The 22,205-nt window shown below is 71.4% G+C and carries 23 protein-coding genes and 7 tRNA genes; 17 read left to right on the plus strand and 13 right to left on the minus strand.

Features of this window, described 5'->3' with window-relative positions; genetic code table 11:
• Window positions 1-167: 167 nt before the first annotated feature.
• Complete coding sequence (gene cobA, locus OG329_RS35265; RefSeq protein WP_405800664.1) at window positions 168-1,394, plus strand: uroporphyrinogen-III C-methyltransferase; 1,227 nt, start codon at window positions 168-170, stop codon at window positions 1,392-1,394.
• Window positions 1,387-2,208: a TrmH family RNA methyltransferase gene (locus tag OG329_RS35270; RefSeq protein WP_405800666.1), complete on the plus strand. Its 822-nt coding sequence runs from the start codon at window positions 1,387-1,389 to the stop codon at window positions 2,206-2,208. The genes cobA and OG329_RS35270 overlap by 8 nt, the downstream gene beginning before the upstream one ends.
• A 7-nt stretch (window positions 2,209-2,215) precedes the next feature.
• Here OG329_RS35270 and OG329_RS35275 read toward each other — a convergent pair whose 3' ends face one another.
• The gene (locus OG329_RS35275; protein ID WP_405802191.1) at window positions 2,216-3,487 is read right to left on the minus strand and encodes a protein kinase domain-containing protein; all 1,272 of its coding nucleotides are present in this window, start codon (window positions 3,485-3,487) and stop codon (window positions 2,216-2,218) included.
• A gap of 205 nt (window positions 3,488-3,692) precedes the next feature.
• On the opposite strand from OG329_RS35275, the gene OG329_RS35280 reads away from it, so the two are divergent.
• The 4 genes from OG329_RS35280 to OG329_RS35295 all read left to right on the plus strand — a co-directional run bounded on the left by OG329_RS35280 (window position 3,693) and on the right by OG329_RS35295 (window position 5,939).
• Window positions 3,693-3,950 (plus strand): hypothetical protein, encoded by a 258-nt coding sequence (locus tag OG329_RS35280; RefSeq protein ID WP_405800667.1) that lies wholly within the window; start codon window positions 3,693-3,695, stop codon window positions 3,948-3,950.
• Window positions 3,951-4,138: 188 nt separating this feature from the next.
• Window positions 4,139-4,345, plus strand: coding sequence for a hypothetical protein (locus OG329_RS35285; protein ID WP_382570012.1), 207 nt, complete (start codon window positions 4,139-4,141; stop codon window positions 4,343-4,345).
• A gap of 221 nt (window positions 4,346-4,566) precedes the next feature.
• Entirely contained in the window at window positions 4,567-5,559 is a 993-nt protein-coding gene (locus tag OG329_RS35290) for a phosphotransferase family protein (RefSeq protein WP_405800668.1), read from the plus strand.
• A gap of 68 nt (window positions 5,560-5,627) precedes the next feature.
• Complete coding sequence (locus tag OG329_RS35295) at window positions 5,628-5,939, plus strand: zf-TFIIB domain-containing protein (protein ID WP_405800670.1); 312 nt, start codon at window positions 5,628-5,630, stop codon at window positions 5,937-5,939.
• Between the two features lie 90 nt (window positions 5,940-6,029).
• Here the strand turns inward: OG329_RS35295 and OG329_RS35300 are convergent.
• The 5 genes from OG329_RS35300 to OG329_RS35320 form a co-directional block, all read right to left on the minus strand.
• Window positions 6,030-6,101 (minus strand) — tRNA-Val (locus OG329_RS35300).
• A 23-nt stretch (window positions 6,102-6,124) separates the two neighbouring features.
• Window positions 6,125-6,196 (minus strand) — tRNA-Val (locus OG329_RS35305).
• A gap of 20 nt (window positions 6,197-6,216) precedes the next feature.
• Window positions 6,217-6,288: transfer RNA gene (locus tag OG329_RS35310), tRNA-Val, on the minus strand.
• Between the two features lies 1 nt (window position 6,289).
• A tRNA-Cys gene (locus tag OG329_RS35315) sits at window positions 6,290-6,363 on the minus strand.
• Window positions 6,364-6,399: 36 nt separating this feature from the next.
• Window positions 6,400-6,472 (minus strand) — tRNA-Gly (locus OG329_RS35320).
• A gap of 178 nt (window positions 6,473-6,650) precedes the next feature.
• Between OG329_RS35320 and OG329_RS35325 the strand changes: the two genes are divergently transcribed.
• Genes OG329_RS35325 through OG329_RS35335 form a run of 3 tightly spaced genes read left to right on the plus strand, consistent with a single transcriptional unit; the run spans window position 6,651 to window position 9,409 of the window.
• Window positions 6,651-7,709 carry a chorismate-binding protein gene (locus tag OG329_RS35325; protein WP_405800672.1) on the plus strand — a complete coding sequence of 353 codons (1,059 nt, stop codon included), beginning with the start codon at window positions 6,651-6,653 and terminating at the stop codon, window positions 7,707-7,709.
• On the plus strand, window positions 7,706-8,527 hold the full coding sequence (locus OG329_RS35330) for an aminotransferase class IV (protein ID WP_405800673.1): 822 nt from the start codon (window positions 7,706-7,708) through the stop codon (window positions 8,525-8,527). The genes OG329_RS35325 and OG329_RS35330 overlap by 4 nt, the downstream gene beginning before the upstream one ends.
• A gap of 42 nt (window positions 8,528-8,569) precedes the next feature.
• Window positions 8,570-9,409, plus strand: a complete 840-nt coding sequence (locus OG329_RS35335; protein WP_405800675.1) for a GNAT family N-acetyltransferase — start codon at window positions 8,570-8,572, stop codon at window positions 9,407-9,409.
• 24 nt (window positions 9,410-9,433) lie between these two features.
• Here the strand turns inward: OG329_RS35335 and OG329_RS35340 are convergent, their stop codons facing one another.
• Complete coding sequence (locus tag OG329_RS35340; RefSeq protein WP_405800677.1) at window positions 9,434-9,946, minus strand: DsbA family protein; 513 nt, start codon at window positions 9,944-9,946, stop codon at window positions 9,434-9,436.
• Between the two features lie 205 nt (window positions 9,947-10,151).
• Here OG329_RS35340 and OG329_RS35345 point away from each other — a divergent pair, with 205 nt between their 5' ends.
• Together OG329_RS35345 and OG329_RS35350 are read left to right on the plus strand one after the other, a co-directional pair.
• On the plus strand, window positions 10,152-10,613 hold the full coding sequence (locus OG329_RS35345; protein WP_405800678.1) for a hypothetical protein: 462 nt from the start codon (window positions 10,152-10,154) through the stop codon (window positions 10,611-10,613).
• A gap of 128 nt (window positions 10,614-10,741) precedes the next feature.
• Window positions 10,742-10,894 (plus strand): hypothetical protein, encoded by a 153-nt coding sequence (locus tag OG329_RS35350; protein WP_203233637.1) that lies wholly within the window; start codon window positions 10,742-10,744, stop codon window positions 10,892-10,894.
• A gap of 3 nt (window positions 10,895-10,897) precedes the next feature.
• Here OG329_RS35350 and OG329_RS35355 read toward each other — a convergent pair whose 3' ends face one another.
• Window positions 10,898-11,455, minus strand: coding sequence for a CGNR zinc finger domain-containing protein (locus OG329_RS35355; protein WP_405800679.1), 558 nt, complete (start codon window positions 11,453-11,455; stop codon window positions 10,898-10,900).
• 206 nt (window positions 11,456-11,661) lie between these two features.
• Window positions 11,662-12,075, minus strand: coding sequence for an SsgA family sporulation/cell division regulator (locus OG329_RS35360; protein WP_023542925.1), 414 nt, complete (start codon window positions 12,073-12,075; stop codon window positions 11,662-11,664).
• A gap of 190 nt (window positions 12,076-12,265) precedes the next feature.
• Between OG329_RS35360 and OG329_RS35365 the strand changes: the two genes are divergently transcribed.
• Window positions 12,266-12,724 (plus strand): TIGR02611 family protein, encoded by a 459-nt coding sequence (locus OG329_RS35365; protein ID WP_405800681.1) that lies wholly within the window; start codon window positions 12,266-12,268, stop codon window positions 12,722-12,724.
• A gap of 55 nt (window positions 12,725-12,779) precedes the next feature.
• A tRNA-Val gene (locus OG329_RS35370) sits at window positions 12,780-12,851 on the plus strand.
• 80 nt (window positions 12,852-12,931) lie between these two features.
• Here the strand turns inward: OG329_RS35370 and OG329_RS35375 are convergent.
• Window positions 12,932-15,421 (minus strand): SCO7613 C-terminal domain-containing membrane protein, encoded by a 2,490-nt coding sequence (locus OG329_RS35375; protein WP_405800683.1) that lies wholly within the window; start codon window positions 15,419-15,421, stop codon window positions 12,932-12,934.
• A 92-nt stretch (window positions 15,422-15,513) separates the two neighbouring features.
• On the opposite strand from OG329_RS35375, the gene OG329_RS35380 reads away from it, so the two are divergent.
• Together OG329_RS35380 and OG329_RS35385 are read left to right on the plus strand one after the other, a co-directional pair.
• Window positions 15,514-15,969 (plus strand): SRPBCC family protein, encoded by a 456-nt coding sequence (locus OG329_RS35380; RefSeq protein ID WP_405800684.1) that lies wholly within the window; start codon window positions 15,514-15,516, stop codon window positions 15,967-15,969.
• Window positions 15,970-16,008: 39 nt separating this feature from the next.
• Window positions 16,009-16,080 (plus strand) — tRNA-Val (locus OG329_RS35385).
• Between the two features lie 54 nt (window positions 16,081-16,134).
• On the opposite strand, the gene OG329_RS35390 is transcribed toward OG329_RS35385, so the two are convergent.
• Window positions 16,135-16,860: an exonuclease domain-containing protein gene (locus tag OG329_RS35390; protein WP_405800685.1), complete on the minus strand. Its 726-nt coding sequence runs from the start codon at window positions 16,858-16,860 to the stop codon at window positions 16,135-16,137.
• Between the two features lie 194 nt (window positions 16,861-17,054).
• Here OG329_RS35390 and thrS point away from each other — a divergent pair, with 194 nt between their 5' ends.
• On the plus strand, window positions 17,055-19,037 hold the full coding sequence (gene thrS, locus OG329_RS35395; RefSeq protein ID WP_405800686.1) for a threonine--tRNA ligase: 1,983 nt from the start codon (window positions 17,055-17,057) through the stop codon (window positions 19,035-19,037).
• A 28-nt stretch (window positions 19,038-19,065) separates the two neighbouring features.
• On the opposite strand, the gene OG329_RS35400 is transcribed toward thrS, so the two are convergent.
• Window positions 19,066-19,806 carry a potassium channel family protein gene (locus OG329_RS35400; protein ID WP_405800687.1) on the minus strand — a complete coding sequence of 247 codons (741 nt, stop codon included), beginning with the start codon at window positions 19,804-19,806 and terminating at the stop codon, window positions 19,066-19,068.
• A gap of 66 nt (window positions 19,807-19,872) precedes the next feature.
• Here OG329_RS35400 and OG329_RS35405 point away from each other — a divergent pair, with 66 nt between their 5' ends.
• Window positions 19,873-20,433, plus strand: coding sequence for an HIT family protein (locus OG329_RS35405; protein ID WP_405800689.1), 561 nt, complete (start codon window positions 19,873-19,875; stop codon window positions 20,431-20,433).
• 30 nt (window positions 20,434-20,463) lie between these two features.
• Here the strand turns inward: OG329_RS35405 and OG329_RS35410 are convergent, their stop codons facing one another.
• Window positions 20,464-22,119, minus strand: a complete 1,656-nt coding sequence (locus OG329_RS35410) for a hypothetical protein (protein ID WP_405800691.1) — start codon at window positions 22,117-22,119, stop codon at window positions 20,464-20,466.
• Window positions 22,120-22,205: the final 86 nt, after the last annotated feature.

The raw sequence follows: 22,205 nt of genomic DNA on the forward strand, positions 1-22,205 counted from the left end.
GAAGGCCGTACGGGGCCCGGGGCGCAGCCCCGGTTGAGGGAAGGGGCGGGTAGGGGAAAGCTCCGCCCACCACCCACCCGCACCCCCACTAAGCTGGAACCGCGTCCCACCAGCCCCTTCACCACCCCAACACCCCCCGCACCACCCCCAGAGGAGCCCGTACCGCCATGGCCGAGCATCCCGCCTACCCCGTCGGACTCCGTCTCGCCGGACGGCGCGTCGTCGTCATCGGCGGCGGACAGGTCGCCCAGCGCCGGCTCCCGGCCCTCATCGCCACCGGCGCCGACATCGTGCTCGTCTCGCCGTCCGTGACCCCCTCCGTCGAGGCCATGGCCGACGCCGGCGAACTCCGCTGGGAGCGCCGCCCGTACGCCGACGGCGACCTGAGCGACGCCTGGTACGTCCTGGTCGCCTCCAGCGACACCGAGGCGAACGCCCGCGTCTCCGCCGAGGCCGAGCGGACCAGGACCTGGTGCGTACGCAGCGACGACGCCGAGGCAGCCACCGCCTGGACCCCGGCCACCGGCCGCAGCGAGGGCGTCACCGTCGCCGTCCTCACCGGACGCGACCCGCGCCGCTCCGCCGGTGTGCGGGACGCCATCGTGGAGGGCCTGCGCGACGGCACCCTCGCCGCCCCCCGGCACCGCACCAGGACCCCCGGCGTCGCCCTCGTCGGCGGCGGCCCCGGTGATCCGGAGCTGATCACCGTACGGGGCAGGCGCCTGCTCGCCGAGGCCGACGTCGTCATCGCCGACCGCCTCGGCCCGCGCGACCTCCTCGACGAACTCCCGCCCCACGTCGAGGTGATCGACGCGGCGAAGATCCCGTACGGCCGCTACATGGCCCAGGAGGCGATCAACAACGCGCTGATCGAGCACGCCAAGGCGGGCAAGGCGGTCGTACGGCTCAAGGGCGGCGACCCCTTCGTCTTCGGCCGCGGCATGGAGGAGGCCCAGGCGCTCGCCGAGGCGGGCATCGCCTGCACCGTCGTCCCCGGAATCTCCAGCTCCATCAGCGTGCCCGGCGCCGCGGGCATCCCGGTCACACACCGGGGCGTGGCACACGAGTTCACGGTGGTCAGCGGCCATGTGGCGCCCGACGACCCGCGCTCCCTGGTCAACTGGCCCGCGCTCGCCCAACTGCGCGGCACGCTCGTCCTGCTGATGGCGGTCGACAAGATCGGCGCCATCGCCCGGACCCTCATCGCCCACGGCAGATCGCCGTCGACCCCCGTGGCGCTGATCCAGGAAGGCACGACCGCGACGCAGCGCCGCGTGGACGCCACACTGGAGACGGCCGCCGAAGCCGCCCGTGCGCACGACGTACGCCCCCCGGCCGTCATCGTCGTCGGCGACGTGGTCCCGGTCGGCCCCGGAAGCGTCCACCGTGGCTGAGATCGTCACCGTCGAACCGTCCCCCGACGGCTCCGCCGACCCCCGCCTCGCCGACTACACCGACCTCACGGACGTCGAACTGCGCCGCCGGCGCGAGCCCGCCGAGGGCCTGTTCATCGCCGAGGGCGAGAAGGTCATCCGCCGTGCCGTCGCGGCCGGTTACGAGATGCGGTCCATGCTCCTGACGGCCAAGTGGACCGACGTCATGCGCGACGTCATCGACCGGACGGCCGCACCCGTCTACCAGGTCACCCCGGACCTGGCCGAACGCGTCACCGGCTACCACGTCCACCGCGGCGCGCTCGCCTCCATGCGCCGAAAGCCCTTGCCGCCGCCCGCCGATCTGCTGCGTACCGCCCGTCGCGCCGCCGTCTTCGAGGACATGGTCGACCACGCCAACCTGGGGGCCGCCTTCCGTAACGCGGCGGCGCTCGGCGTCGACGCCGTCCTGCTCACCCCGCGCTGCGCCGACCCGCTCTACCGGCGGGCCGTGAAGGTCTCGATGGGCGCCGTCCTCCAGGTCCCCTGGACGCGGCTGGAGTCCTGGCCCAAGGACGCGGCCCTGCTGAGCGAGGCGGGATTCGTCACCGCCGCCCTCTGCCTGGACGAGAAGTCGATCACCCTCGACGCACTCGCCGAGCGGCGCCACGACCGGCTCGCGCTCCTCTTCGGTACGGAGGGCGACGGGCTGACCGCCGGCGCGCTCGCCGCCGCCGACCTGCGGGTGAGTATCCCGATGGACGCCGGGGTGGACTCCCTCAACGTCGCCGCCACGTCGGCCGTCGCCTTCTACATGACGCGGCCCCGAGCCTGATCCCGCGTCACAGCTTCTGCGCCGCCGCGATCCCCAGCGCCACGATCAGCGTGACGACCACGAACACGATCAGCCGCTGCCGCAGCAGACGCGGATTGGCCGGCCTGCGCCCGCCGCGTCCACCCGACGTCGTACGCGCACCCGGCCTGCTGCCCTGACGGCCGCCCGTACGTGAACCCGTACGCGAGCCTTCACGGGGCCTCGGCGGACGCCCGCCGCCGCCCGTGCGCGGCGCCGAACCACGCGAGCCCTGGGACCGGGAGTCGGGCCCCCCGGCCGTACGGCCCTGAGTGGACCGGTCCGCCCGGTCCGAACGCTCGACCCGCTCCGCCCGCTCCGAACGCTCCGTGCGCTCGGTCCGCTGCGGCATCCGCGCCGTACGTTCCGCGATCCGGCCCGTCGGCACGTCCTGCCCGGTCCGCTCCCGCTGCGCCGGCGGCCGTCCGTCGGGCAGCCCCTGCGCCTCCCTCGCCGCGATCTCCTTGAGCCGCATGGAGAGCTGGAGCGTGCTCGGCCGCTCCTCGGGGTCCTTCGCCAGACAGGCCCGCACGAGCGGCGCCAGCGCGTCCGGCACCCCGTAGAGCTGCGCCTCCTCGTGCACCACCCGGTAGAGCATGACTTCCGAACTGCCGTGCCCGAAGGGCGAGTCGGCCGTCGCGGCGTACGCCAGGGTCGCGCCGAGCGCGAAGACGTCGGTCGACGGGGTCACCGCCGCGCCGCGCACCTGCTCGGGCGCCAGGAAGCCGGGCGATCCCACCGCCGTACCGACATGCGTAAGCGTGCTCGCCCCGGTCGCCCAGGCGATCCCGAAGTCGATGATGCGCGGGCCCTTGGGGGAGAGCAGGATGTTCGACGGCTTCAGATCGCGGTGGACGACGCCCGCCTCGTGCACCGCCAGCAGCCCCTCGGAGAGCGCGGCTCCTACAGAGGCGACCTCGGCGGCGGTCAGCGGCCCGTCCTCGGCGACCTTGTCGTGCAGCGAGGGCCCCGGTACGTACTGGGTGGCGAACCACGGCCGGTCCGCGTCGAGATCGGCCGCCACCAGCCGGGCCGTACAGCCCCCGCGGATCCGCCGGGCCGCCGAGACCTCGCGGGCGAACCGGGAGCGGAACTCCTGGTCCTCGGCGAGATCGGGCCTGATCACCTTCAGCGCGACCCGCTGGCCACGCCGGTCGGAACCCAGATACACGACGCCCATGCCGCCCTGGCCAAGCCGCCGGTGCAGCCTGAACGAACCGACGACACGCGGGTCCTCGCGCCGGAGCCGCATCATCGCCATGTCCATCCCCGCTGCCCGGTCGTCCGTGTGACGTGGCACAGCTTACGTACCCGCGCCCCGGGGCGCTCATAGGCCGCGCCCTCGTGAACGGATCGATTGTCAGTGCTGGGTGAGAAACTTGAGGGGTGGTCAGGGGACCGCGGATCCAAGGTCCTCAGGCCCGTGCGAGATCTCAATGGTCCGTCGCAGAAGGGGGATTGGATCAATGAAGGGTGACCGCGTGGAGATAGTGGTGGACGCGGGTGACACGACGCGTACGTACGAAGTCGTGGCAAGTCGGGCAGGCCGCCGGGTGGAGACGGCGGTGCGTCGAGGAGTGGTGGAAGTGAGTGAAGTCACCCGCAACGGTTCGGTGGTGCGCACGGCGCGCTTCATGGCCACGCGCGTGCTCGCTCTGGTCGAACAACCGGTGCCCAGGGAGGACCTTTCCGAGCGTCCCCTCCGGGAAGACCCCAAGCCCTAAGTCCTCCTCTCCACCCAGGGGAGTACGCGGTGGGGGTACCGCTCATCCTCCGGGAGGCCCGGCAATCGGTACGCGGGCATGACGACCTGGGCGCCGCGTGTACCTAATGTTGTTGTCAAGCGGCGAGTGCAGCACTCGTCCCCCGAGGTCAGACACTCGCCGCTGCCAGACATGACAGGAGTAGGACCATGGCCGACACGGCATCGCGAGCGATGATCCGCACACAGGGACGACGGGCGTTCGACGCGTTCGGCGGGCGGAATTCCGGTTCGCGCCACCCCCTGGTGGCGACCGCCATGGTTCTCCCTCTCGCGGCCCTGCTGGTCGTCGTATTCGGCGGCTGGGAAGCAGTGGTCACACAAGCGTCGTCCGTGGGCGTGATGCTGGGGCGCTGAGCGGCGCCCCAGGTTCGGGAGAGCGGCCCGAACCACAGACATCCGGCCAACAACCCCGTGGGGACGGGGGTGCGGCGGACGGCAGCGTTTGGCCGGTTAGCTGGGGAGCTGACCGGCCATCGCGCTGTCCGGACCCATTTTCCGGACCTCGTAACGCCCCGCCCCACGTAGGCTCCCGGCGGGAACACACCGCACCGGGGGACACCATCGTGACCACATCCGTGAGAACGGCGACTACCACGTCCGTCGTACCCGCGCTCAGCGCCGCCGCGCGGCACGCCGCCCACCCCGACGCGGGCTCCCCGGCCAACCCCCCGCACCCCTGCCACGCCTGCGGACATGACGAGACGGTGCTGGCCGACCGGTCCGACGGTGTGGTCGTACGGCACGGGGCCGCCGTCGCCAAGGCCCATGCGCCCGGCACCGACCCGGCCGCGCACCGCGCCCGTCTCTGCGTCGCCGCCCATCCACTGCTCGCCGGAATCCTGCTGCCACCGCTCACCGCGGCCACTCAGCACCTCGCGGGCCGCCCCGTCACCGCCTGGCCCTACGGCACCCCCGTCGACCCCGACCGCCCCGACGACGCGCCCTGGGAGGCGGCGGCGACGCTGCTGGCCCGCCTGCACGCCGTAACGCCCGCCGTCCTCGCTCCCCTGTCCGTCCCGCCCATGCGCGGCCCCCTCAAGGCCGCCCAGGCCCTCTCCCGGATGCGGGCAGCCGGACGCCACCCGGCCGCCGCCGACGTGGAGCGTGCCTGGGCGGGGCTGCCCGCCTGGGCCAGGGACGAGGCGCCCGCACCCGCCGGCGGTTCCCTGTGCCACGGCGACCTCCACCTCGGCCAGCTCGTGCGGCACCCCGTGGCGGACGGCCCCTGGCTGCTGATCGACGTGGACGACCTCGGACTCGGCGACGCCGCCTGGGACTTGGCCCGCCCCGCCGCCTGGTACGCCGCCGGACTGCTGAGCCCCGGCGAGTGGCTGCGTTTCCTCGGCGCCTACCGTGCCGCGGGCGGCCCCGCCGTACCGCCCGACGGCGACCCCTGGCCCCGGCTCGACGCCGCCGCCCGCGCCCTCACCGTCCAGACCGCCGCGCTCGCCGTCGCCAAGTCGGCCGAGCAGGGCCGTGAACTGGACGAGGTGGAGGAGACGATGATCGAGACCTGTGCCCGAATTGCCACACTCCCAACGGAGTTGGCGGCCGGGCCGTCGTCGTAAGGTGAACGGACCGTCGCCGGAAGGCATTCCGGCGATGCCGACCGAACGGCGAGGAGCTGAGCCGATCAATGCAGTGCCCCAAGTGCCATGCAGCGATGCATACGTACAACCGCAACGGTGTCCAGATAGAACAGTGCAGCGGCTGCCGGGGGATCTTCCTCGACTACGGCGAGCTGGAGTCCCTGACCCGTCTTGAGGCGCAGTGGGGACAGCAGGCCCCGCCCCCGCCCGCGGCCCCCGGCGGCTACCCCGCCCAGGGGGCCCCCGGCTATCCCGCCGCCGCCGCGCCGGCTCCCGCGTGGGGCGCGCCGCACGGCGGCGGTCACCACGGCGGTCACCACCGCCAGAAGGGCTTCGGCCGGATGCTCTTCTCGTCCTGACCGTCCTGACCGTCCTGACCGTCCTGACCTTCTGAGCAGCCCGTACGCACGACGAAGCCCCCGGCCGCAAGGGCCGGGGGCTTCGGTCTGTGCGCGATACTGGGATTGAACCAGTGACCTCTTCCGTGTCAGGGAAGCGCTCTCCCGCTGAGCTAATCGCGCGGGGTGATCCCGCGTGTACTGCGTGCGCGATACTGGGATTGAACCAGTGACCTCTTCCGTGTCAGGGAAGCGCTCTCCCGCTGAGCTAATCGCGCGGGAATCCAAGTGGATCCAGTGGACGATACTGGGATTGAACCAGTGACCTCTTCCGTGTCAGGGAAGCGCTCTCCCGCTGAGCTAATCGTCCTTGGAGGTGGAGACGGGATTTGAACCCGTGTAGACGGCTTTGCAGGCCGTTGCCTCGCCTCTCGGCCACTCCACCAGGAGTACGGGGGCCGGGAATGAATCCCCCATCTCGAGCGGACGACCAGGTTCGAACTGGCGACCTCAACCTTGGCAAGGTTGCGCTCTACCAACTGAGCTACGTCCGCGTGCCGTTTCCCGGTCCCTACTACGCGGCCCGGCGACGTGGTGAACTCTAGCGGATTACGGGGCCAGTACAAAAACGCGTTTGTGCAGCGTGCTGCCGTGCGTTCACACTGCGGCACCTCCACCGCGCCCTCGCGGCACTTCGTGGTGCGTCCGGTGAGCCGTCCTAGACTCACCACTGTGCCCGACCTCCCTCCGCTCGCCCGCTTCGGTGACCTCGTCGCCACCGATCTGCGCGACGTCACCCGTGACCCGGCCGCCCTGGACTCCAGCGGCTTCTGGGCCGTCGCCATGGACTTCGAGGGCCGGCTCACCTGTGCCCGGTTCGGCGACGTGCGCCGCGAACCGGTGCCCGCGCCCGTCCCCGGGTGGTGGCGGGGCCCCGCCGCGGGCGACTGGACGACGTCGCTCGACCGCGCCGCGTACCTCTCGGGTGTACGACGCGTCCGCGAACTCATCGCGGCGGGCGAGGTCTACCAGGCCAACCTCTGCCGCGTCCTGACCGCCCCGCTGCCCGCCCCGGACGCGGCCGACGTCGACGCGCTGACCGCCCTCCTGGCGCGCGGCAACCCCGCCCCGTACGCCGGCACGATCCGGCTGCCCGCGCACGGCGTGGAGATCGCCACCGCGTCCCCGGAGCTGTATCTGCGGCGCACCGGCCGCACCGTGGAGTCCGGACCCATCAAGGGAACCGGCCGCACCGCCGCCGACCTGCTGGAGAAGGACCACGCCGAGAACGTGATGATCGTGGACCTCGTCCGCAACGACCTCGGCCGCGTCTGCGCCACCGGATCCGTGACCGTGCCCGCCCTGTGCGCCGTCGAGCCCCACCCCGGGCTCGTCCATCTCGTGTCGACGGTGCGCGGCGAACTCGCCGCCGGCGCGGGCTGGAGCGAGCTGCTGGCCGCGACCTTCCCGCCCGGATCGGTCACCGGCGCGCCGAAATCAAGCGCGCTGAAGATTATCGAGGCCCTGGAGACCGCACCGCGCGGACCGTACTGCGGCGCCGTCGGCTGGGTCGACGCCGACCGGGGCACGGCCGAACTCGCCGTCGGTATACGGACGTTCTGGATCGAGCGGCACCCCCCGCTGGGGCCCGTAGTCCGGTTCGGCACCGGCGCGGGCATCACCTGGGGATCCGACCCCGAGCGGGAGTGGCAGGAGACAGAACTGAAGGCGTCGCGGCTGCTGGCGGTAGCGTCGGGAGTGTACGAGGCGACAGGAAGGACCGGCTGGTGATGATCTGGGTCAACGGCGGACTGCGGGCGGCCGACGCCGCACAGGTTTCCGTGCTCGACCACGGGCTGACCGTGGGCGACGGAGTCTTCGAGACGGTGAAGTCCGTCCAGGGGCGGCCCTTCGCCCTCACCCGGCATCTGGACCGGCTGACCCGCTCGGCGCGCGGTCTCGGACTGCCCGATCCCGACCACGACGAGGTGCGCGCGGCGTGCGCCGCCGTCCTGGAAGCCAATCCGGTGGACATGGGCCGGCTGCGGATCACGTACACCGGCGGTCTGTCGCCGCTCGGCTCCGACCGGGGCGACGCGGGACCGACGCTGGTCGTGGCGGTCGGGGAGTCGAAGCGCCGCCCCGACACCACCGCGGTGATCACCGTCCCCTGGGTGCGCAACGAACGCGGCGCGGTGACCGGGCTCAAGACCACGTCGTACGCCGAGAACGTCGTCGCCCTCGCCCGCGCCCGTGAACAGGGCGCGTCCGAGGCGCTGTTCGCGAACACGGTGGGGGATCTGTGCGAGGGCACGGGCTCCAACGTCTTCGTCGTCCTGGACGGCCGACTCCACACCCCGCCCCTCTCTTCGGGCGCCCTGGCGGGGATCACCCGCGCGCTGACGGTGGAGTGGACCGGCGCCCATGAGACCCGGCTGCCGTTCGACGCGCTCGAGCGGGCCGAAGAGGTCTTCGTGACGTCGTCGCTGCGCGACGTACAGGCCGTCCACCGCGTCGACGGCCGTGAGCTGCCCGGCGCCCCCGGTCCGGTCACCGCCAAGGCCGTGCGGGTCTTCGAGGAGCGCGCGGCGGCCGACCTCGATCCGTAAAACCCGATGACGTCGGGCGGCGCGGTGGGTAGAACTCCCCTGATGACCACGACTCTGCGGCCGACCGGGCCGCTTCAGAAGACCGATGACGGTATGACGTCACGCACCTACGACGTGTGTGACAACAGCCGCCCCGTGGGCGTGATCGACCTCGGCATGGACGGCGCGTTCGGCACCCCGGCGGGCGTCCTGCGCCACGTGCGGATCGACGAGCCGAACCGGCGCCGCGGCCGGGGCACGATCGCCGCGCTGGCCGCCGAGGAGGTCCTGCGAAGCTGGGGCTGCGGCCAGGTGATCGCCTCCGTCCCGGCCGACGCCCAGGGTGCGCTGGGGCTGCTGGAGTCGCTGGGCTATACGGAACGCAGCAGGAACATGCTCAAGGCCCTGGGCCAGGAGCCGCCGGCCCTGGCGCCCGGACTCGTCGGCAGAGGGATGGACGAGTCGGAGTACGGGGTCTGGGAGGAGCACTCGCTCGGCGGCTTCCGGCAGAGCTGGATCGACCGGGGCCTGCCGCCGGACCAGGCCGCCGCCAAGGCCGAGTCCGGCCGCCTGGAGCACCTGCGGGACGGCCTCGCCACCCCCGGCGCCTCGATCGAGGTCCTGACGCACGACGGGCAGGCGGTGGGCCAGGTGTGGGTGAGCACGCGGGAGGCCGGCCCCGGTGTGGTCGACGCGTTCGTCTACGACGTGGTGGTGGCGGCCGGACAGCGCGGCAAGGGCTACGGCCGCGCGCTGATGCTGCACGCCGAGCGGATCGCCCACGCGAAGGGGGCGGGCGCCCTGGGGCTGCACGTCTTCACGGGCAACACCCCGGCGATCGGCCTCTACGAATCCCTCGGGTACGCGACCACGTACCGCAACGTCGTCAAAGCGCTGCTCTGACGCGGCACCCCACGTGAGCGGGTGTCAGGATCCGGCGAGCAGCCGGTCGGCGATCTCCTCGACGCGCTCGCGCAGCCCGTCCTGGCTCTTGCCGCCGTCGAGCCGTTCGCCGCCGATGACATACGTAGGGGTGCCGGTCACGCCGATCGCCTTGCCCTCGGCCTGGTTGGCGTCGACGATCAGCGTGTGCCGGCCGTCGATCAGCGCGGTGTCGAACTCCTCGTCGTCCAGGCCCAGTTGACGGGCGACCTCCAGCAGCAGCGGTTCGCCCCGGGTGGCCAGCTCCGCGGTGCGGGCCAGTACGGCCTCCGCGTAGGCCCAGCCCTGGCCCTGCTCGACCGCTTCCTCGGCCGCCTGGGCGGCGGCGAAGGAGTGCCGGTGCTTGTCCAGGGGGAAGTGCCGCAGCCGTACGTCCAGTTGGTCGCCGTAGCGCGCCCGCAGCGCGTGCAGGTCCGCCAGCGCGGTGTGGCAGTCGGCGCACTGGAGCTCGCACCAGACGTCGAGGACGACGGGGCCGGCGGGGGAGGTGTCACTCATGCGGTCAGTCTTCCAGGTCCCCGGACCCGCTCCCGACCGGGACCTGGGGAGGAGGCGAACCCCGGAGATCTCCCTGAGGTCCCCACAGACCGTGGCCTCCACCCCGCCGGGAGGTGCAGGATGGAGTGGTCGACATGTCGGCCTACCACCGGCACGTGCGACAGGACTGACCTGACCTACGACGGCGCCACGCCTGGAGGACCGGATGATTGCCGAGACCATTTGTTCCGCGGTGTCCGCTGCCGGCCTCGGTATCGCGGCGATCACCGCCTACCGCAAGCGATTCCTGGCGGCGACCAGGATCGCCGCCTACTCACTGGTACCGGTCGCGCTCGTGATGACCGGCGTCGTCCAGTGGCTCGCCGACAAGGCGTTCAGCCCGACCGCGTGGGTGGGTGTCGGGCTCCTCGGAGTCTCCTGGCTGCTGTTCATGACGACACGGATGGTGGAACGGCGCGCGGGCGTCGGGAGCCGTAAGGAACGCAGGGCGGCGGCCAAGGCGGCGCAGCGCGACGCGGTCGCGCCGGCGGCCTCCGCGCCCTCGCTCGGAGCGTCCAAGGCGCCTGCGGCGCAGCCGAAGGCGACCAAGGCGAAGAAGCAGGGCGGCACCGACTCCGGTGACGATTTCAGCGATGTCGAGGCCATCCTCAAGAAGCACGGCATCTGACCGGGGAGGCTTCCGGAGCCCGGTCCGTCTCAGGGGGTGGACGTTTGCCGGGAATCTGACGAACTCGCCCCGCCGGGACGCGTGTTGGTTGTTCGGCGGACCGTGGCCTGCGTCATGATCACCCGGAGATGCTCGATACCTCACGGGGCACAAATCCCGCACCCACCGAAGAGCCGCGCGGTTGTCTGTTCGCGCTCTCCCAGCCGCCCTTGATGATCTTCCTGGCGGTGATCGGCACCCTGCTGCTGATGGCGGCGGTCCATGATCTGTTCCTGCTGTGACGCTCAGCCGGCCGCTTCCTTGCGGCGTGCCCGGTAGGCGGCCACATGCAGCCTGTTGCCGCAGGTGCGGCTGTCGCAGTAACGGCGCGAGCGGTTGCGCGACAGGTCGACGAAGGCGTGCCCGCAGTCCGGCGCCTCGCAGCGCCGCAGCCGCTCCTGTTCGCCCGCCACCACGATGAACGCCAGCGCCATGCCGCAGTCGGCGGCGAGGTGGTCGGCCACCGACGCGTCCGGGGCGAAGTAGTGCACATGCCAGTCGTAGCCGTCGTGATCCGTCAGTTGCGGGGTCGTGCCGGCGGCGGCCACCAACCGGTTGATCAGCTCGGACGCCTCGCGGGGACCGGGCCCCGCGAACACCTCGGCGAAGCGCGTACGTACCTCCTGTACGGCCCGCAGATCGCGGGGACCGAGGTCGCCGACGCCACTGATGCGGTGGGTCCGTGCGAAGTCGTACAGGGCCTCGACATCGCCGAGCCCGTCCGCACCGCCGGCCTCGGGGATCGTGTTCACCAGACTGACGACGGTCTCAAGGGCGTTGCGGGTGTCGTGGGGGATCTGCACGATTCGCTCCCTGGCCTGCTGCGGACCGGTGCCCGCCGGGTTCCGCAGATCTTAGGCCGTGTTCCGGGGCGCACAGGGCCGGAAGCGCGAACGACGCCGTCGTCGCGGTGGAGTCCGCGGCGACGGCGTCGCTGTCCGCCGTATGTGGTTGTCCGCGCGGCGCCGTCTCCCCGAGTCGGACGGCGCCGTGCAGCTCTCGGTCTGGCTCAGCTCTCGGCCAGGATGTGAGACAGCTCTGTGTCGAGGTCGAAGTGGCGATGCTCGGTGCCGGGTGGCACCGCCGCGTCGGTTCGCTTGAGGAAGGATTCCAGGGCTCGCGCCGGGGCCTCCAGCAGGGCTTCACCCTCCGGAGAGCTGAGCGCGATGCAGACGACGCCCTGGCCCTGGCTGCGTGAGGGCCATACGCGGACGTCGCCCGTGCCGGTGGGCCGGTGCAGCCCCTCGGCCAGAAGGTCGCGGGCGAACACCCACTCGACCGTCTCCTCGGCTCCGGTGTGGAAGGTGGCGTGCACGGCGTAAGGATCGGCCGTGTCATACCGCAGGCCCGCGGGTACAGGCAGTGAGGACTCGCTCGATACAACGAGGCGCAGGTGCAGCTCGCAGCTGACCGTGGTGTTCATAAGCGCCAGGGCCTTTCGCTCAGTGTGCGCTCGGGGATTCGCACGTCGGCGAAATCGACATGCCACCTACGGTGTCGTTGTAAACCCCTCTGTCTGTTTTGTGATCCTTCAGGTAGCTCGTACAGCGGTGTGTAACTTCGACTTATGCCGCCATTCCGGTGACGACCCGACGTCGGGTAGGTTGGGAACCATGCATGCGGAGAGTGACGAGCGGGGGGATGTCGTCGTGCCGACGGCAGAGAAATCCGCGGGGGAATTGGCGGCGGAGCGGCAGGAGCCCGTGCTGGGCTCACGTGCCCCGGGCTTTATCAAGAGTTCGAAGACGCTTCATGTGAGCTGGCAGGTCGGCGTATTCGTCGTCGGGCTCGCGGTGGTCGTGGCGGGTGCGGCGATGCTGGTGCTGCCCGGTCCCGGCTGGCTGGTGATCTTCGGCGGTATGGCGATCTGGGCGACCGAATTCGTCTGGGCACAACTGGTGCTCCGGTGGACGCGGCGCAAGGTCACCGAAGCGGCGCAGAAAGCGCTCGATCCCAAGGTGCGACGGCGCAACATCATCCTCACGAGCATCGGTGTGGTGATCATCGCGGTACTGGTCGGCATTTACCTGTGGCAGTTCGGATTGACCATGCCCTGGAAGATCGAGGAGTGAGGCGGGGAGCGGTCCTCAGGGGCTGCTGACATGGGGTAATGTTTGCCCCGCGTCCGGGCGATTAGCTCAGTGGGAGAGCGCTTCGTTCACACCGAAGAGGTCACTGGTTCGAACCCAGTATCGCCCACCCGAAATCGATGCCCCGAAGACTTCACCGTCTGAGGGGCATCGGTCGTTTCCGGTACGTGATTCCCCGGCGCCGGTCCGTCAGCGCATCCGGCCCAGCGACTCCCGGAGCCGTCTGGCGTCGTTCAGGCGCCGTTCGTAGGTCGCGCCCACCGCCAGGAGCAGCAGCCCGGCGAGCGCGGGCGGCAGCCAGCGCGGCAGCGCGCCCACGACCTGGACGATGTACGGCGCCAGTTCGTGCAGCGCGTCCAGGGCGAGCACGGTGCCGCCGAGGACCAGCAGCGCCTGGAGCCGTAGCCGGGCGCCGACGAGGGTGACGGCGAGCGCGGCGGCTCCCAGGGCCAGCGGGCGCAGCCAGTGCGTGTCGCCCCAGGCGGCGGCGAGGCTCGGCAGGAGCGTGGCGGCCAGGCCGGGGCCGTACGCCGTCCAGGACGACGCCTCCCGGTCGCCACGGCGCCGCAGGGCACCCACGACGAGCGCGGGGACGGTCACCGGCAGGGTGTACGCCTCCGGGGTGGACACGTCGGAGGCGTACAGCCGCACCCAGGTGGCCAGGACGAACAGCGCCGCCGCGAGATAACCGGCCGCCGGGCGGCGGTCCGGGCGCAGCGCGGTGCCCGCCGCGACGACCGCGCACAGGGCGAGCACGAGGGCGACGGTCTCCGGGCGGCCGGCGGCGAGGACGACGGCGAGCAGACCGGCACCGGCCGCCGTCAGCTCCAGCGGCAGGGCGACGGGGTGGCGGCCCAGGCGGGCGCCGAGCAGGGCGCCGGCGGCGGGTACCACGAGGACCACCAGGGCGATGTGCTCGCGTGGCAGCCCGGCGGACGCGCAGATCGCGCACAGCAGGGCGACGGCCGTCACGACGGCGAGACAGGCGAGGACGGTCTGGAAGGACCGGGCGAGGTAGGCGGCCCGTGCCACGGGGGAGACCTCCGTGGCGTCGCCTTCGGTGTCGTCCGCCGTCGCGGCGGGGTTCAGGGCCGGCGCGGCGACGCAGAGCAGGGCGAGCAGTACGCCGAGGGTGACCAGCGTGGTCGACTCGGTGGCCAGGGCCAGCAGCGAGACATTGGCCGCGCCGGCCGGTGCGCAGATCATGGCGGTCGTCGAGACCGCCGGCGGTACCGCGTGGCCGGGCCGTCGCCGCGCGGCCGGCAGATGCGCGTACACCGCGAGCGTCAGCGCGCCCGCCGTCAGGACGAGACCCGTCGCCACCGCTGCCCCGTGCCCGAGGTCCAGCGCCGCGGGAAGGACCAGCACGGCGGCCCAGTTGAGCGCCGTCGCACCGGACAGCGCGGCGGGTCGCCAGGAGGCGGGCAGGCGGCGGTACGCGAGTGCGAGGAGCCCGGCGGCGATCAGCAGCACCAGCGGCGCCGTCGCGTTCGCCGACCACCCCGGATCGGTTCCGATCGCCTCCCGCGCGCTGCCCGGCGCACCCGACCAGACGGCGTCCACCCGGGACACCGGACCGAGCAGTGTCGCGGCCACCGAGGGCAGCGTCCACAGGACGGCTCCGGCCCCGACGGCCCCGGCGGCGGCGCACAGCCCGCGCACCGCCGCGCGGGGCAGCGGAGCGCGTACAGCCGTCAACAGGGCGGCGCCGCACAGCAGATACCCGACCACGGCCCACTGGAGCGGCACCGCGGGGCGCACCACACCGCCCGTCGCGGCGGTCGCCGCGAGGCCGGCCACCAGAGCGCCGGCGAACGCGACGCCGGGCGCCCGGACGGCGACGAAGAGACCGAGTCCGGCCCCGGCGAGCAGCAGCGCGCCGGGCCGGGAGGCGTCGAGCGGGGAGTCGGCGGTCAGCGAGAGACCGCTCGCGATGAGCAGCGCCGAGCCGCCGGCCACCCAGGCGGTGACGCCCGCGATCGACCGGGTCGGCTCGGGTTTCGTCCACAGCGCGAGCGCGGTGTCCGCGACGGCGGTCGCCAGCAGCGCCCACGCGAAGGTCAGTTGGCCGGTACCGGCGGCCAGTGCCCAGAGCGGCAGCGGGAGTTGGGCGGTCAGGACGGCGGCGGGCAGCGGCGTACGCAGTTGGTCGAGCAGCAGCCCGTACGCCGCCCAGACGGCGGCCAGCACGGCGCACGCGGCGGCCGTGTAGCCGAGCGGGTCGGCGTCGGGAAGCGCGACCCGGTACAGCGCGTAGGCGTCGAGGACGGTCAGCACCAGGGCCAGCGCGCCGACGGCCTCGGCGGTGGAGGCCAGACCCCGGCGCAGCAGCACGGCCGGTGCGGCGAGCGCGGCGGCGGTGACGGTGCCCAGCACGAGGGACCGGCCGCCGATGCCCATGGAGCCCCAGCTCACCACCGTGAAGGCGATCGCCGCGATGGTCAGCAGCACACCGCCCAGCGCGAGCAGAGCGTTCTGCACGCTCGGCGGGGACGTCTCGGGCGCGCGGGCGGCGGGCCACGGCGCCGGCGTCTGACGCGTCGGCACCGGCTGCGGAGGTGTCAGCAGCGTCAGCAGATGGGACCTGCGGGCGAGCAACTGAAGCCTGCGCGCCTCGATGTGGGCCAGTTCGTGATCGAGGACCGCCAGCTCCTCGGCCGGACGCGGAACGTTCTCCATGGTCCGGAGTGTGGCCTGTGCCACCGGACGGGCCATCGGCTCTCGTACTCAGATACGTGTGTGAGTACCCGCGCGGAGCGCACACTTGGACCATGGACTGGTATCACTACCGCTTCCGCACCGTCTGGCTGCTCGACGCCGACCCCGACTCCGTCTTCCTTGTGCTGGAGCGGGCCGGCGAGTATCCCGACTGGTGGCCCCAGGTCCGTGAGGTCACCCCGATCGACGAGCGCGGCGGGACCGCGCGGTTCCGGTCCGTGATTCCGTACGACCTCGTCATCAGCGCCCGCGAGAGCAGGAACGATCCGCGCGCCCGTGTCCTCGAGATGGAGATGACCGGCGACCTCGAAGGCTGGGCGCGCTGGACCCTGAGCGCCCGGGGCGACGGCACCAGCGCCCTGTACGAGCAGGAGGTCGACGTCAACAAGCCGCTGCTGCGGCGGCTCGCCGTGGTCGGGCGTCCCTTCTTCCTCGCCAACCACGCGCTGATGATGCGGTCCGGGCGGCGAGGGCTGCGGAAGGTCCTCGCGGGCCGTCATACGGTTTGAACGAAACCCGCCGAGACCTGTATGGTTCAGTGCGTTCCCGGGCGATTAGCTCAGTGGGAGAGCGCTTCGTTCACACCGAAGAGGTCACTGGTTCGAAACCAGTATCGCCCACCGGGAAAGGCCGGTCCGTCGATGACGGACCGGCCTTGCTGTGTGGGTCGACTCTCAGGCCGCGGCGGGCAGTTGGGGGCGCAGCGGCCACGCGGGATCGGGCGCGGTCCGTGGGCCGCCGCGGGCGAACCACTCCTGGTGGCCGCGCGTCTGCGCCGCGTGCCAGATGGCCTGCCGCGCGTGCAACTGGGCCACGCTGAGCTGCTGTGTCGTCGTGGCGAACCGGCGCCCCACCGAGCGGACCACTTCGAGCGCCGCCGCCGCGTCGGCCACGGCGTCGTGCTCGCCGTCCAGCACCACCCCGTACAGCGAACAGAGGTCGATCAGCCGCCGCCGGCCCTTGCGGACGGGATCGAGATGCCGGTCCAGCACGCTCGGATCGAGCACACAGAGCGGGGCATTCTCCAGATAGCGGGCCAGTGACGAGTCGCGATGGCGCCGCATCTCGCGGTCCAGCACCGTCAGACAGAACGGCGCGTTCATGACCACCAGCGGCCGGCCCGCCGTGCACTGCTCGGCCAGCGCCCGGCCGGCCTCCTCGATCACCGGGGCCGGCCAGCGGCCGGAGCGCTGGACCAACGTGTCGGTGAGACCGTGCCGTTCGGTCGCCTCGACCGGCATCGGGATACCCGGATTGACCAGCCAGCGGGTGACCCGGGCGCGGGTGCCCGAGCTGTCCTGGACGACGAGGGCGGCCGACACTATCCGGTCCCGCTCGGCGTCGGTTCCTGTCGTCTCGATGTCGAATGCGGCCAGGGGGCCCTCGTACCAGTGCGTCATCCCCGAACTCCTCGCGCACGCTTGGCAGATGGCATCGGGCCGACTGCCCGAATCGGTGATACCCGCGCCCTTCGCGACGTACGCCGGAGATGACGGCACAATTCAACCGTTTAGCGAGTGGCCCCTTCGGCTCGGTACGATTCCCGACGCGTACGGATACGAGCGTGCGCGCCCCATGAGTGAAGGAGAGACCGGTGTCAGATGTCCGCGTGACCATCGAACGCGATTCCGAGCGGGAAGAGCGCGTGGTGACGACGGGCACTACGGCGGCCGACCTCTTCCCCGGCGAGCGCACCGTGATCGCCGCCCGGGTGGGCGGTGAGCTGAAGGACCTCAGCCACGAGGTCGCCGACGGCGACAGTGTCGAGCCCGTCGAGATGTCGTCCGAGGACGGGCTGAACATCCTGCGGCACTCCACCGCGCATGTCATGGCGCAGGCCGTGCAGGATCTGTTCCCCGAGGCGAAGCTGGGTATCGGTCCGCCGATCAAGGACGGTTTCTACTACGACTTCGACGTCGCCGAGCCCTTCACCCCCGACGACATCAAGCGTGTCGAGAAGAGGATGCAGGAGATCCAGAAGCGCGGCCAGCGATTCTCCCGGCGGGTCACCACCGACGAGGACGCGCGGGTCGAGCTGGCCGGCGAGCCGTACAAGATCGAGCTGATCGGGCTCAAGGGCAAGGCCGCCGACGCCGCCGAGGGCGCGTCCGCCGAGGTCGGCGCCGGTGAGCTGACGATCTACGACAACCTCGACGCCAAGACCGGCGAGCTGTGCTGGAAGGACCTGTGCCGCGGCCCGCACCTGCCCACCACCCGTAACATCCCCGCCTTCAAGCTGATGCGCTCGGCCGCCGCCTACTGGCGCGGCAGCGAGAAGAACCCGCAGCTCCAGCGGATCTACGGCACCGCCTGGCCGTCCAAGGACGAGCTGAAGGCCCACCTCGACTTCCTCGCCGAGGCCGAGCGCCGCGACCACCGCAGGCTGGGCAGCGAGCTGGACCTGTTCTCCTTCCCCGACGAGCTGGGCTCCGGCCTCGCGGTCTTCCACCCCAAGGGCGGGGTGATCCGCAAGGAGATGGAGCAGTACTCGCGCCACCGCCACGAGGAGGCCGAGTACGAGTTCGTCAACACCCCGCACATCTCCAAGAAGAAGCTGTTCGAGACCTCGGGACACCTGCCGCACTACGCGGACGGCATGTTCCCGCCCATGCAGTTCGACGGCCAGGACTACTACCTCAAGGCCATGAACTGCCCGATGCACAACCTGATCTTCAAGGCGCGCGGCCGGTCCTACCGCGAACTGCCGCTGCGTCTCTTCGAGTTCGGCACGGTCTACCGCTACGAGAAGTCCGGGGTCGTGCACGGCCTCACCCGCTCGCGCGGCTTCACCCAGGACGACGCGCACATCTACTGCACCAAGGAGGAGATGCCGCAGGAGCTGGACTCCCTGCTCACCTTCGTCCTCGATCTGCTGCGCGACTACGGGCTGTCCGACTTCGAGCTGGAGCTGTCCACCCGCGATCCCGAGTCCGACAAGTTCATGGGCGAGGACGCGGAGTGGGAGGAGGCCACGGCGGCGCTCCAGGCCGCCGCCGACAAGCAGGGTCTGCCGCTGGTCCCGGACCCGGGCGGCGCCGCGTACTACGGGCCGAAGATCTCCGTACAGGCCAAGGACGCCATCGGCCGGTCGTGGCAGATGTCCACCATCCAGGTCGACTTCCAGCAGCCGAAGCGGTTCGAGCTGGAGTACACCGCGCCGGACGGCTCCAAGCAGCAGCCCGTGATGATCCACCGGGCGCTGTTCGGCTCGATCGAGCGCTTCTTCGCCGTGCTCCTGGAGCACTACGCGGGCGCGTTCCCGGCCTGGCTGGCGCCCGTCCAGGCGGTCGGCATCCCGATCGGCGACGCGCATGTGCCCTACCTCCAGGAGTTCGCCGCGCGGGCGAAGGCCAAGGGGCTGCGGGTCGAGGTGGACGCGTCCGCGGACCGGATGCAGAAGAAGATCCGCAACCACCAGAAGGCCAAGACGCCGTTCATGATCATCGCTGGTGACGAGGACGTCGCCAACGGCGCGGTGTCCTTCCGCTACCGCGACGGGACGCAGAAGAACGGCATCCCCGCCGACGAGGCGCTGGCCGAGCTGCTGGACGTCGTGGAGCGCCGCGTACAGGTCTGAGGCGTGTTGTACGGCCCCCGGAGAGGCATCAGCCCCCCGGGGGCCGTACGTCGTCCGGCAGCGGGCCGCCTTCGGCCGCCGTGATCGCCCCGCCGGTCCCATCGGCCCCACTCGCCTCGCCCGCGCGGTCCTCGCGGCCGAAGACCTGGATCAGCCAGGAGGAGAACGAACCGGTGACCGCGCCCAGCAGCGCCAGACCGCAGATCATCAGAAAGACCGCGAACAGCCGGCCGAGCGGCGTCACCGGGGTGACATCGCCGTACCCGACCGTGGTGATCGCCGAGCAGGCCCACCACACGGAGTCCCCGAAGGTCCGGATGGTGGCACCCGGCGCGCCGCGCTCCTGCTGGTAGACCGCGAGGGCCGCGGCGAAGCTCAGCAGGGCGGCGGAGATCCCCGCGTACGCCATCACCCGCCCGTACAGGCTCAGCCGGGGCCGGTCGTGGCGGCGCTGGAGCGTCGCGTACGTGTTCACGATCCGCAGCGGGCGCAGCAACGGCAGCAGCAGGACGACCGTGTCCAGCAAGTGCGTCCTCGCGAAGTGGGCGCCCCGGCCGCTCAGCCACACCCGGACCGCGTAGTCGACCACGAACAGCGCCCAGATCGTGAAGAGGAGGGACAGCGCGACGTCGCCGAGGACAGGGGCGCGGTTGTCGTTCAGAACGAGCACCGCGTAACAGGCGAGGAAGAGCGGCGAGGCGATGAGGAGCGGCAGTTCGACACGCCGCTCCCAGTCGCGCAGCCGGTCGGCCCGGTTCCGGACATGCATCGCGCCAGCATGGCGGGGGCATGCGCGCGGCGGGCCCGGCGACACGCTTCACCGGGCCGAAGTCATATGCTTCGGAGCATGACGAGTGAGCCGGAGCAGCAGATCGGAGTGGGCACCCAGGACGCGTTCCAGCGTCTGTGGACGCCCCACCGGATGGCCTACATCCAGGGCGAGAACAAGCCCACCGGCCCGAACGCGGACGACGGCTGCCCCTTCTGCTCCATCCCGCGCAAGTCCGACGAGGACGGGCTCGTCATCGCCCGCGGCGAGTTCGTCTACGCGGTGCTGAACCTGTATCCGTACAACGGCGGCCATCTCATGGTCGTGCCGTTCCGGCACGTCGCCGACTACACGGAGCTGGAGGCGGACGAGACCGCCGAGCTGGCCGCGTTCACCAAGCAGGCGATGACCGCGCTGCGTACGGCCTCCGGGGCGCACGGCTTCAACATCGGCATGAACCAGGGCACCGTGGCGGGCGCCGGCATCGCCGCGCATCTGCACCAGCACGTCGTGCCGCGCTGGGGCGGCGACGCCAACTTCATGCCCGTCATCGCGCATACGAAGGTGCTGCCCCAACTGCTGGCGGACACCCGGGTGATGCTCGCCGACGCGTGGCCGACGAGCTGACCAGGCGTCCCCGGCCCCCGGCCCCCCGGCCTACGCGTCGTACACGTCGACCTTCTTCGGCGTCGGGTCCTGGACCGCGCCGCTGAGGGCGGAGAAGCGGCTGCCGAAGCGGTCGGTGTCCACACCGTTGTCGTTCAGCACCCGAAGGGCCGCCGTGTGTGCCACCCGCAGCACCGGCGCCGCCGCGCGCATCGCGTCGTCCGCCATGAAGCGGTGCCGCCACGGCTTCTCCGCCCAGGCGTGCCGCAGACCGAACGGCTCCGGCAGGGACAGCTTCCCGCCGAGGAAATCCAGGATCGGCGGATACCAGGTGAACGGGGCCCGGACCGCCAGCCGTACCGCTTCCTTCGGCTCGATCAGCGGCAGGGTGCGGGTCTTGGTCTCCCAGAACCGGACCGTCTTGGCCGTCGTGACCGTCTTGGCCGCCGGCCCTGAGGTGAACAGGGAGTGGACCGGGCCCAGCGCGTGGCCGGTCACCTCGATCCGCAGCGTCTCGTGCAGCACCGTCACCGTGATCATCATCGTGAGGATCAACTGGCCGTCCCACAGCACGAACTGCACGCCCAGATAGTGCCGGTCGCCGGCGCCGAACTGCTGGTGGTTGCAGATCTTCTGTATGGCGTGCGGCTTCACCTGGAAGGCTTCCACGTCCTCGCCGGTCGGCCTGCTGACCGACCCGGCGTTCTCACCCACCGGCCGTACGATCCAGTGCTTCACCTCCGGCTTGGGAAAACCACCGGAGTTCAGCGGGCTGCGCTCCAGCATCTTCAACTGGTCGTGCATCGCCCGTATCACGTCGTAACTGCGGAACTGGTGGATCTCCTTGCCGGGATCCTTGGGAGCCAGCTCCTCCGCGAGCTGCCAACTGCCCCACCGGGTGCCCATGCCGAGTATCCCCTTGGGGCCCGCGTAGAAGACCGCGTTGGAGCGCTGCTCGGCCGTCAGCTTCTCCAGCCCGCTGCGCAGCTCCTCCCGCGCGGTCTCGTCCGGATGGCCCGGCACCGCGTCGGGCACCTTGGCGCCGAGACCGCCGCCCGAGAGCAGGTCGGTCCAGCGGGCGCGCAGATCCTTCGCCGTCGACTCACAGATCTGCTTGGCGAGCAGCCAGCCGACGACCGGAGCGATGATCACCCCGCGCAGATACCAGCCGAGGAAGCCGTTGAACGGCAGCGCGACCACGAACACCACCGCCAGCGCGGCGACCCCGAACAGCAGCGCCCCGCCGATCGCGCCCGCCTTCTTGTCCTTCGACCCCGCCAGCATCCGGCGCAGTTGGAAGACGCCGATCCACAACAGCGTCCCCGGCAGGAACAGCACGCCGAACACCACGCTCACCAGGGTCAGCCGGATGTCGCGCTGCTTGCGGATGTGGTTGGCCGCCAGGCAGTGCTCGACCACCGTCTGCGGCTCCATGCCGAAGGACTGGACGAGGTCCCCCCGGCCGCCGCCCAGCATCCGCATCTGCACCGCGCGCGCGAACGCCTCGCCCAGATTCGGCTCGAAGAGCGAGATCTTGCCCTTCGTGACGGTGGACTTGTGCCACTCGCTGTCCGCCTTGAGGATCTCCTCCATCGGACTGTCGCGGTACGCCGCCGAGGCCAGGGCATGCGTCGCCGCCGTCTGACCCGCGGACCCCTGAAGCGGAACCTGAGCTCCAGGAGAGAAATCGAATCCTTCGTGCGCCACTGTCCGCCCCCATCGCCGCGAGCATCCGCTGCTGCGCCCTTTTCCCAACTACCGCGCCCCGCACACCTGCTGAGCTGGAGCGCACC

Source organism: Streptomyces sp. NBC_01506, from assembly GCF_045040295.1.
GTDB lineage: Bacteria > Actinomycetota > Actinomycetes > Streptomycetales > Streptomycetaceae > Streptomyces.

What these genes read in the sequence shown, in the direction of transcription:
- OG329_RS35275 (WP_405802191.1), bottom strand. Translation starts at nt 3,487, where the DNA reads ATGGCGATGATGCGGCTCCGGCGCGAGGACCCGCGTGTCGTCGGTTCG.
- OG329_RS35390 (WP_405800685.1), bottom strand. Translation starts at nt 16,860, where the DNA reads ATGACGCACTGGTACGAGGGCCCCCTGGCCGCATTCGACATCGAGACG.
- OG329_RS35285 (WP_382570012.1), top strand. Translation starts at nt 4,139, where the DNA reads ATGGCCGACACGGCATCGCGAGCGATGATCCGCACACAGGGACGACGG.
- OG329_RS35405 (WP_405800689.1), top strand. Translation starts at nt 19,873, where the DNA reads ATGCTTCGGAGCATGACGAGTGAGCCGGAGCAGCAGATCGGAGTGGGC.
- OG329_RS35375 (WP_405800683.1), bottom strand. Translation starts at nt 15,421, where the DNA reads ATGGAGAACGTTCCGCGTCCGGCCGAGGAGCTGGCGGTCCTCGATCAC.
- OG329_RS35365 (WP_405800681.1), top strand. Translation starts at nt 12,266, where the DNA reads ATGCATGCGGAGAGTGACGAGCGGGGGGATGTCGTCGTGCCGACGGCA.
- OG329_RS35345 (WP_405800678.1), top strand. Translation starts at nt 10,152, where the DNA reads ATGATTGCCGAGACCATTTGTTCCGCGGTGTCCGCTGCCGGCCTCGGT.
- OG329_RS35400 (WP_405800687.1), bottom strand. Translation starts at nt 19,806, where the DNA reads ATGCATGTCCGGAACCGGGCCGACCGGCTGCGCGACTGGGAGCGGCGT.
- OG329_RS35350 (WP_203233637.1), top strand. Translation starts at nt 10,742, where the DNA reads ATGCTCGATACCTCACGGGGCACAAATCCCGCACCCACCGAAGAGCCG.
- OG329_RS35380 (WP_405800684.1), top strand. Translation starts at nt 15,514, where the DNA reads ATGGACTGGTATCACTACCGCTTCCGCACCGTCTGGCTGCTCGACGCC.
- cobA (WP_405800664.1), top strand. Translation starts at nt 168, where the DNA reads ATGGCCGAGCATCCCGCCTACCCCGTCGGACTCCGTCTCGCCGGACGG.
- OG329_RS35295 (WP_405800670.1), top strand. Translation starts at nt 5,628, where the DNA reads ATGCAGTGCCCCAAGTGCCATGCAGCGATGCATACGTACAACCGCAAC.
- OG329_RS35340 (WP_405800677.1), bottom strand. Translation starts at nt 9,946, where the DNA reads ATGAGTGACACCTCCCCCGCCGGCCCCGTCGTCCTCGACGTCTGGTGC.
- OG329_RS35360 (WP_023542925.1), bottom strand. Translation starts at nt 12,075, where the DNA reads ATGAACACCACGGTCAGCTGCGAGCTGCACCTGCGCCTCGTTGTATCG.
- OG329_RS35335 (WP_405800675.1), top strand. Translation starts at nt 8,570, where the DNA reads ATGACCACGACTCTGCGGCCGACCGGGCCGCTTCAGAAGACCGATGAC.
- OG329_RS35280 (WP_405800667.1), top strand. Translation starts at nt 3,693, where the DNA reads ATGAAGGGTGACCGCGTGGAGATAGTGGTGGACGCGGGTGACACGACG.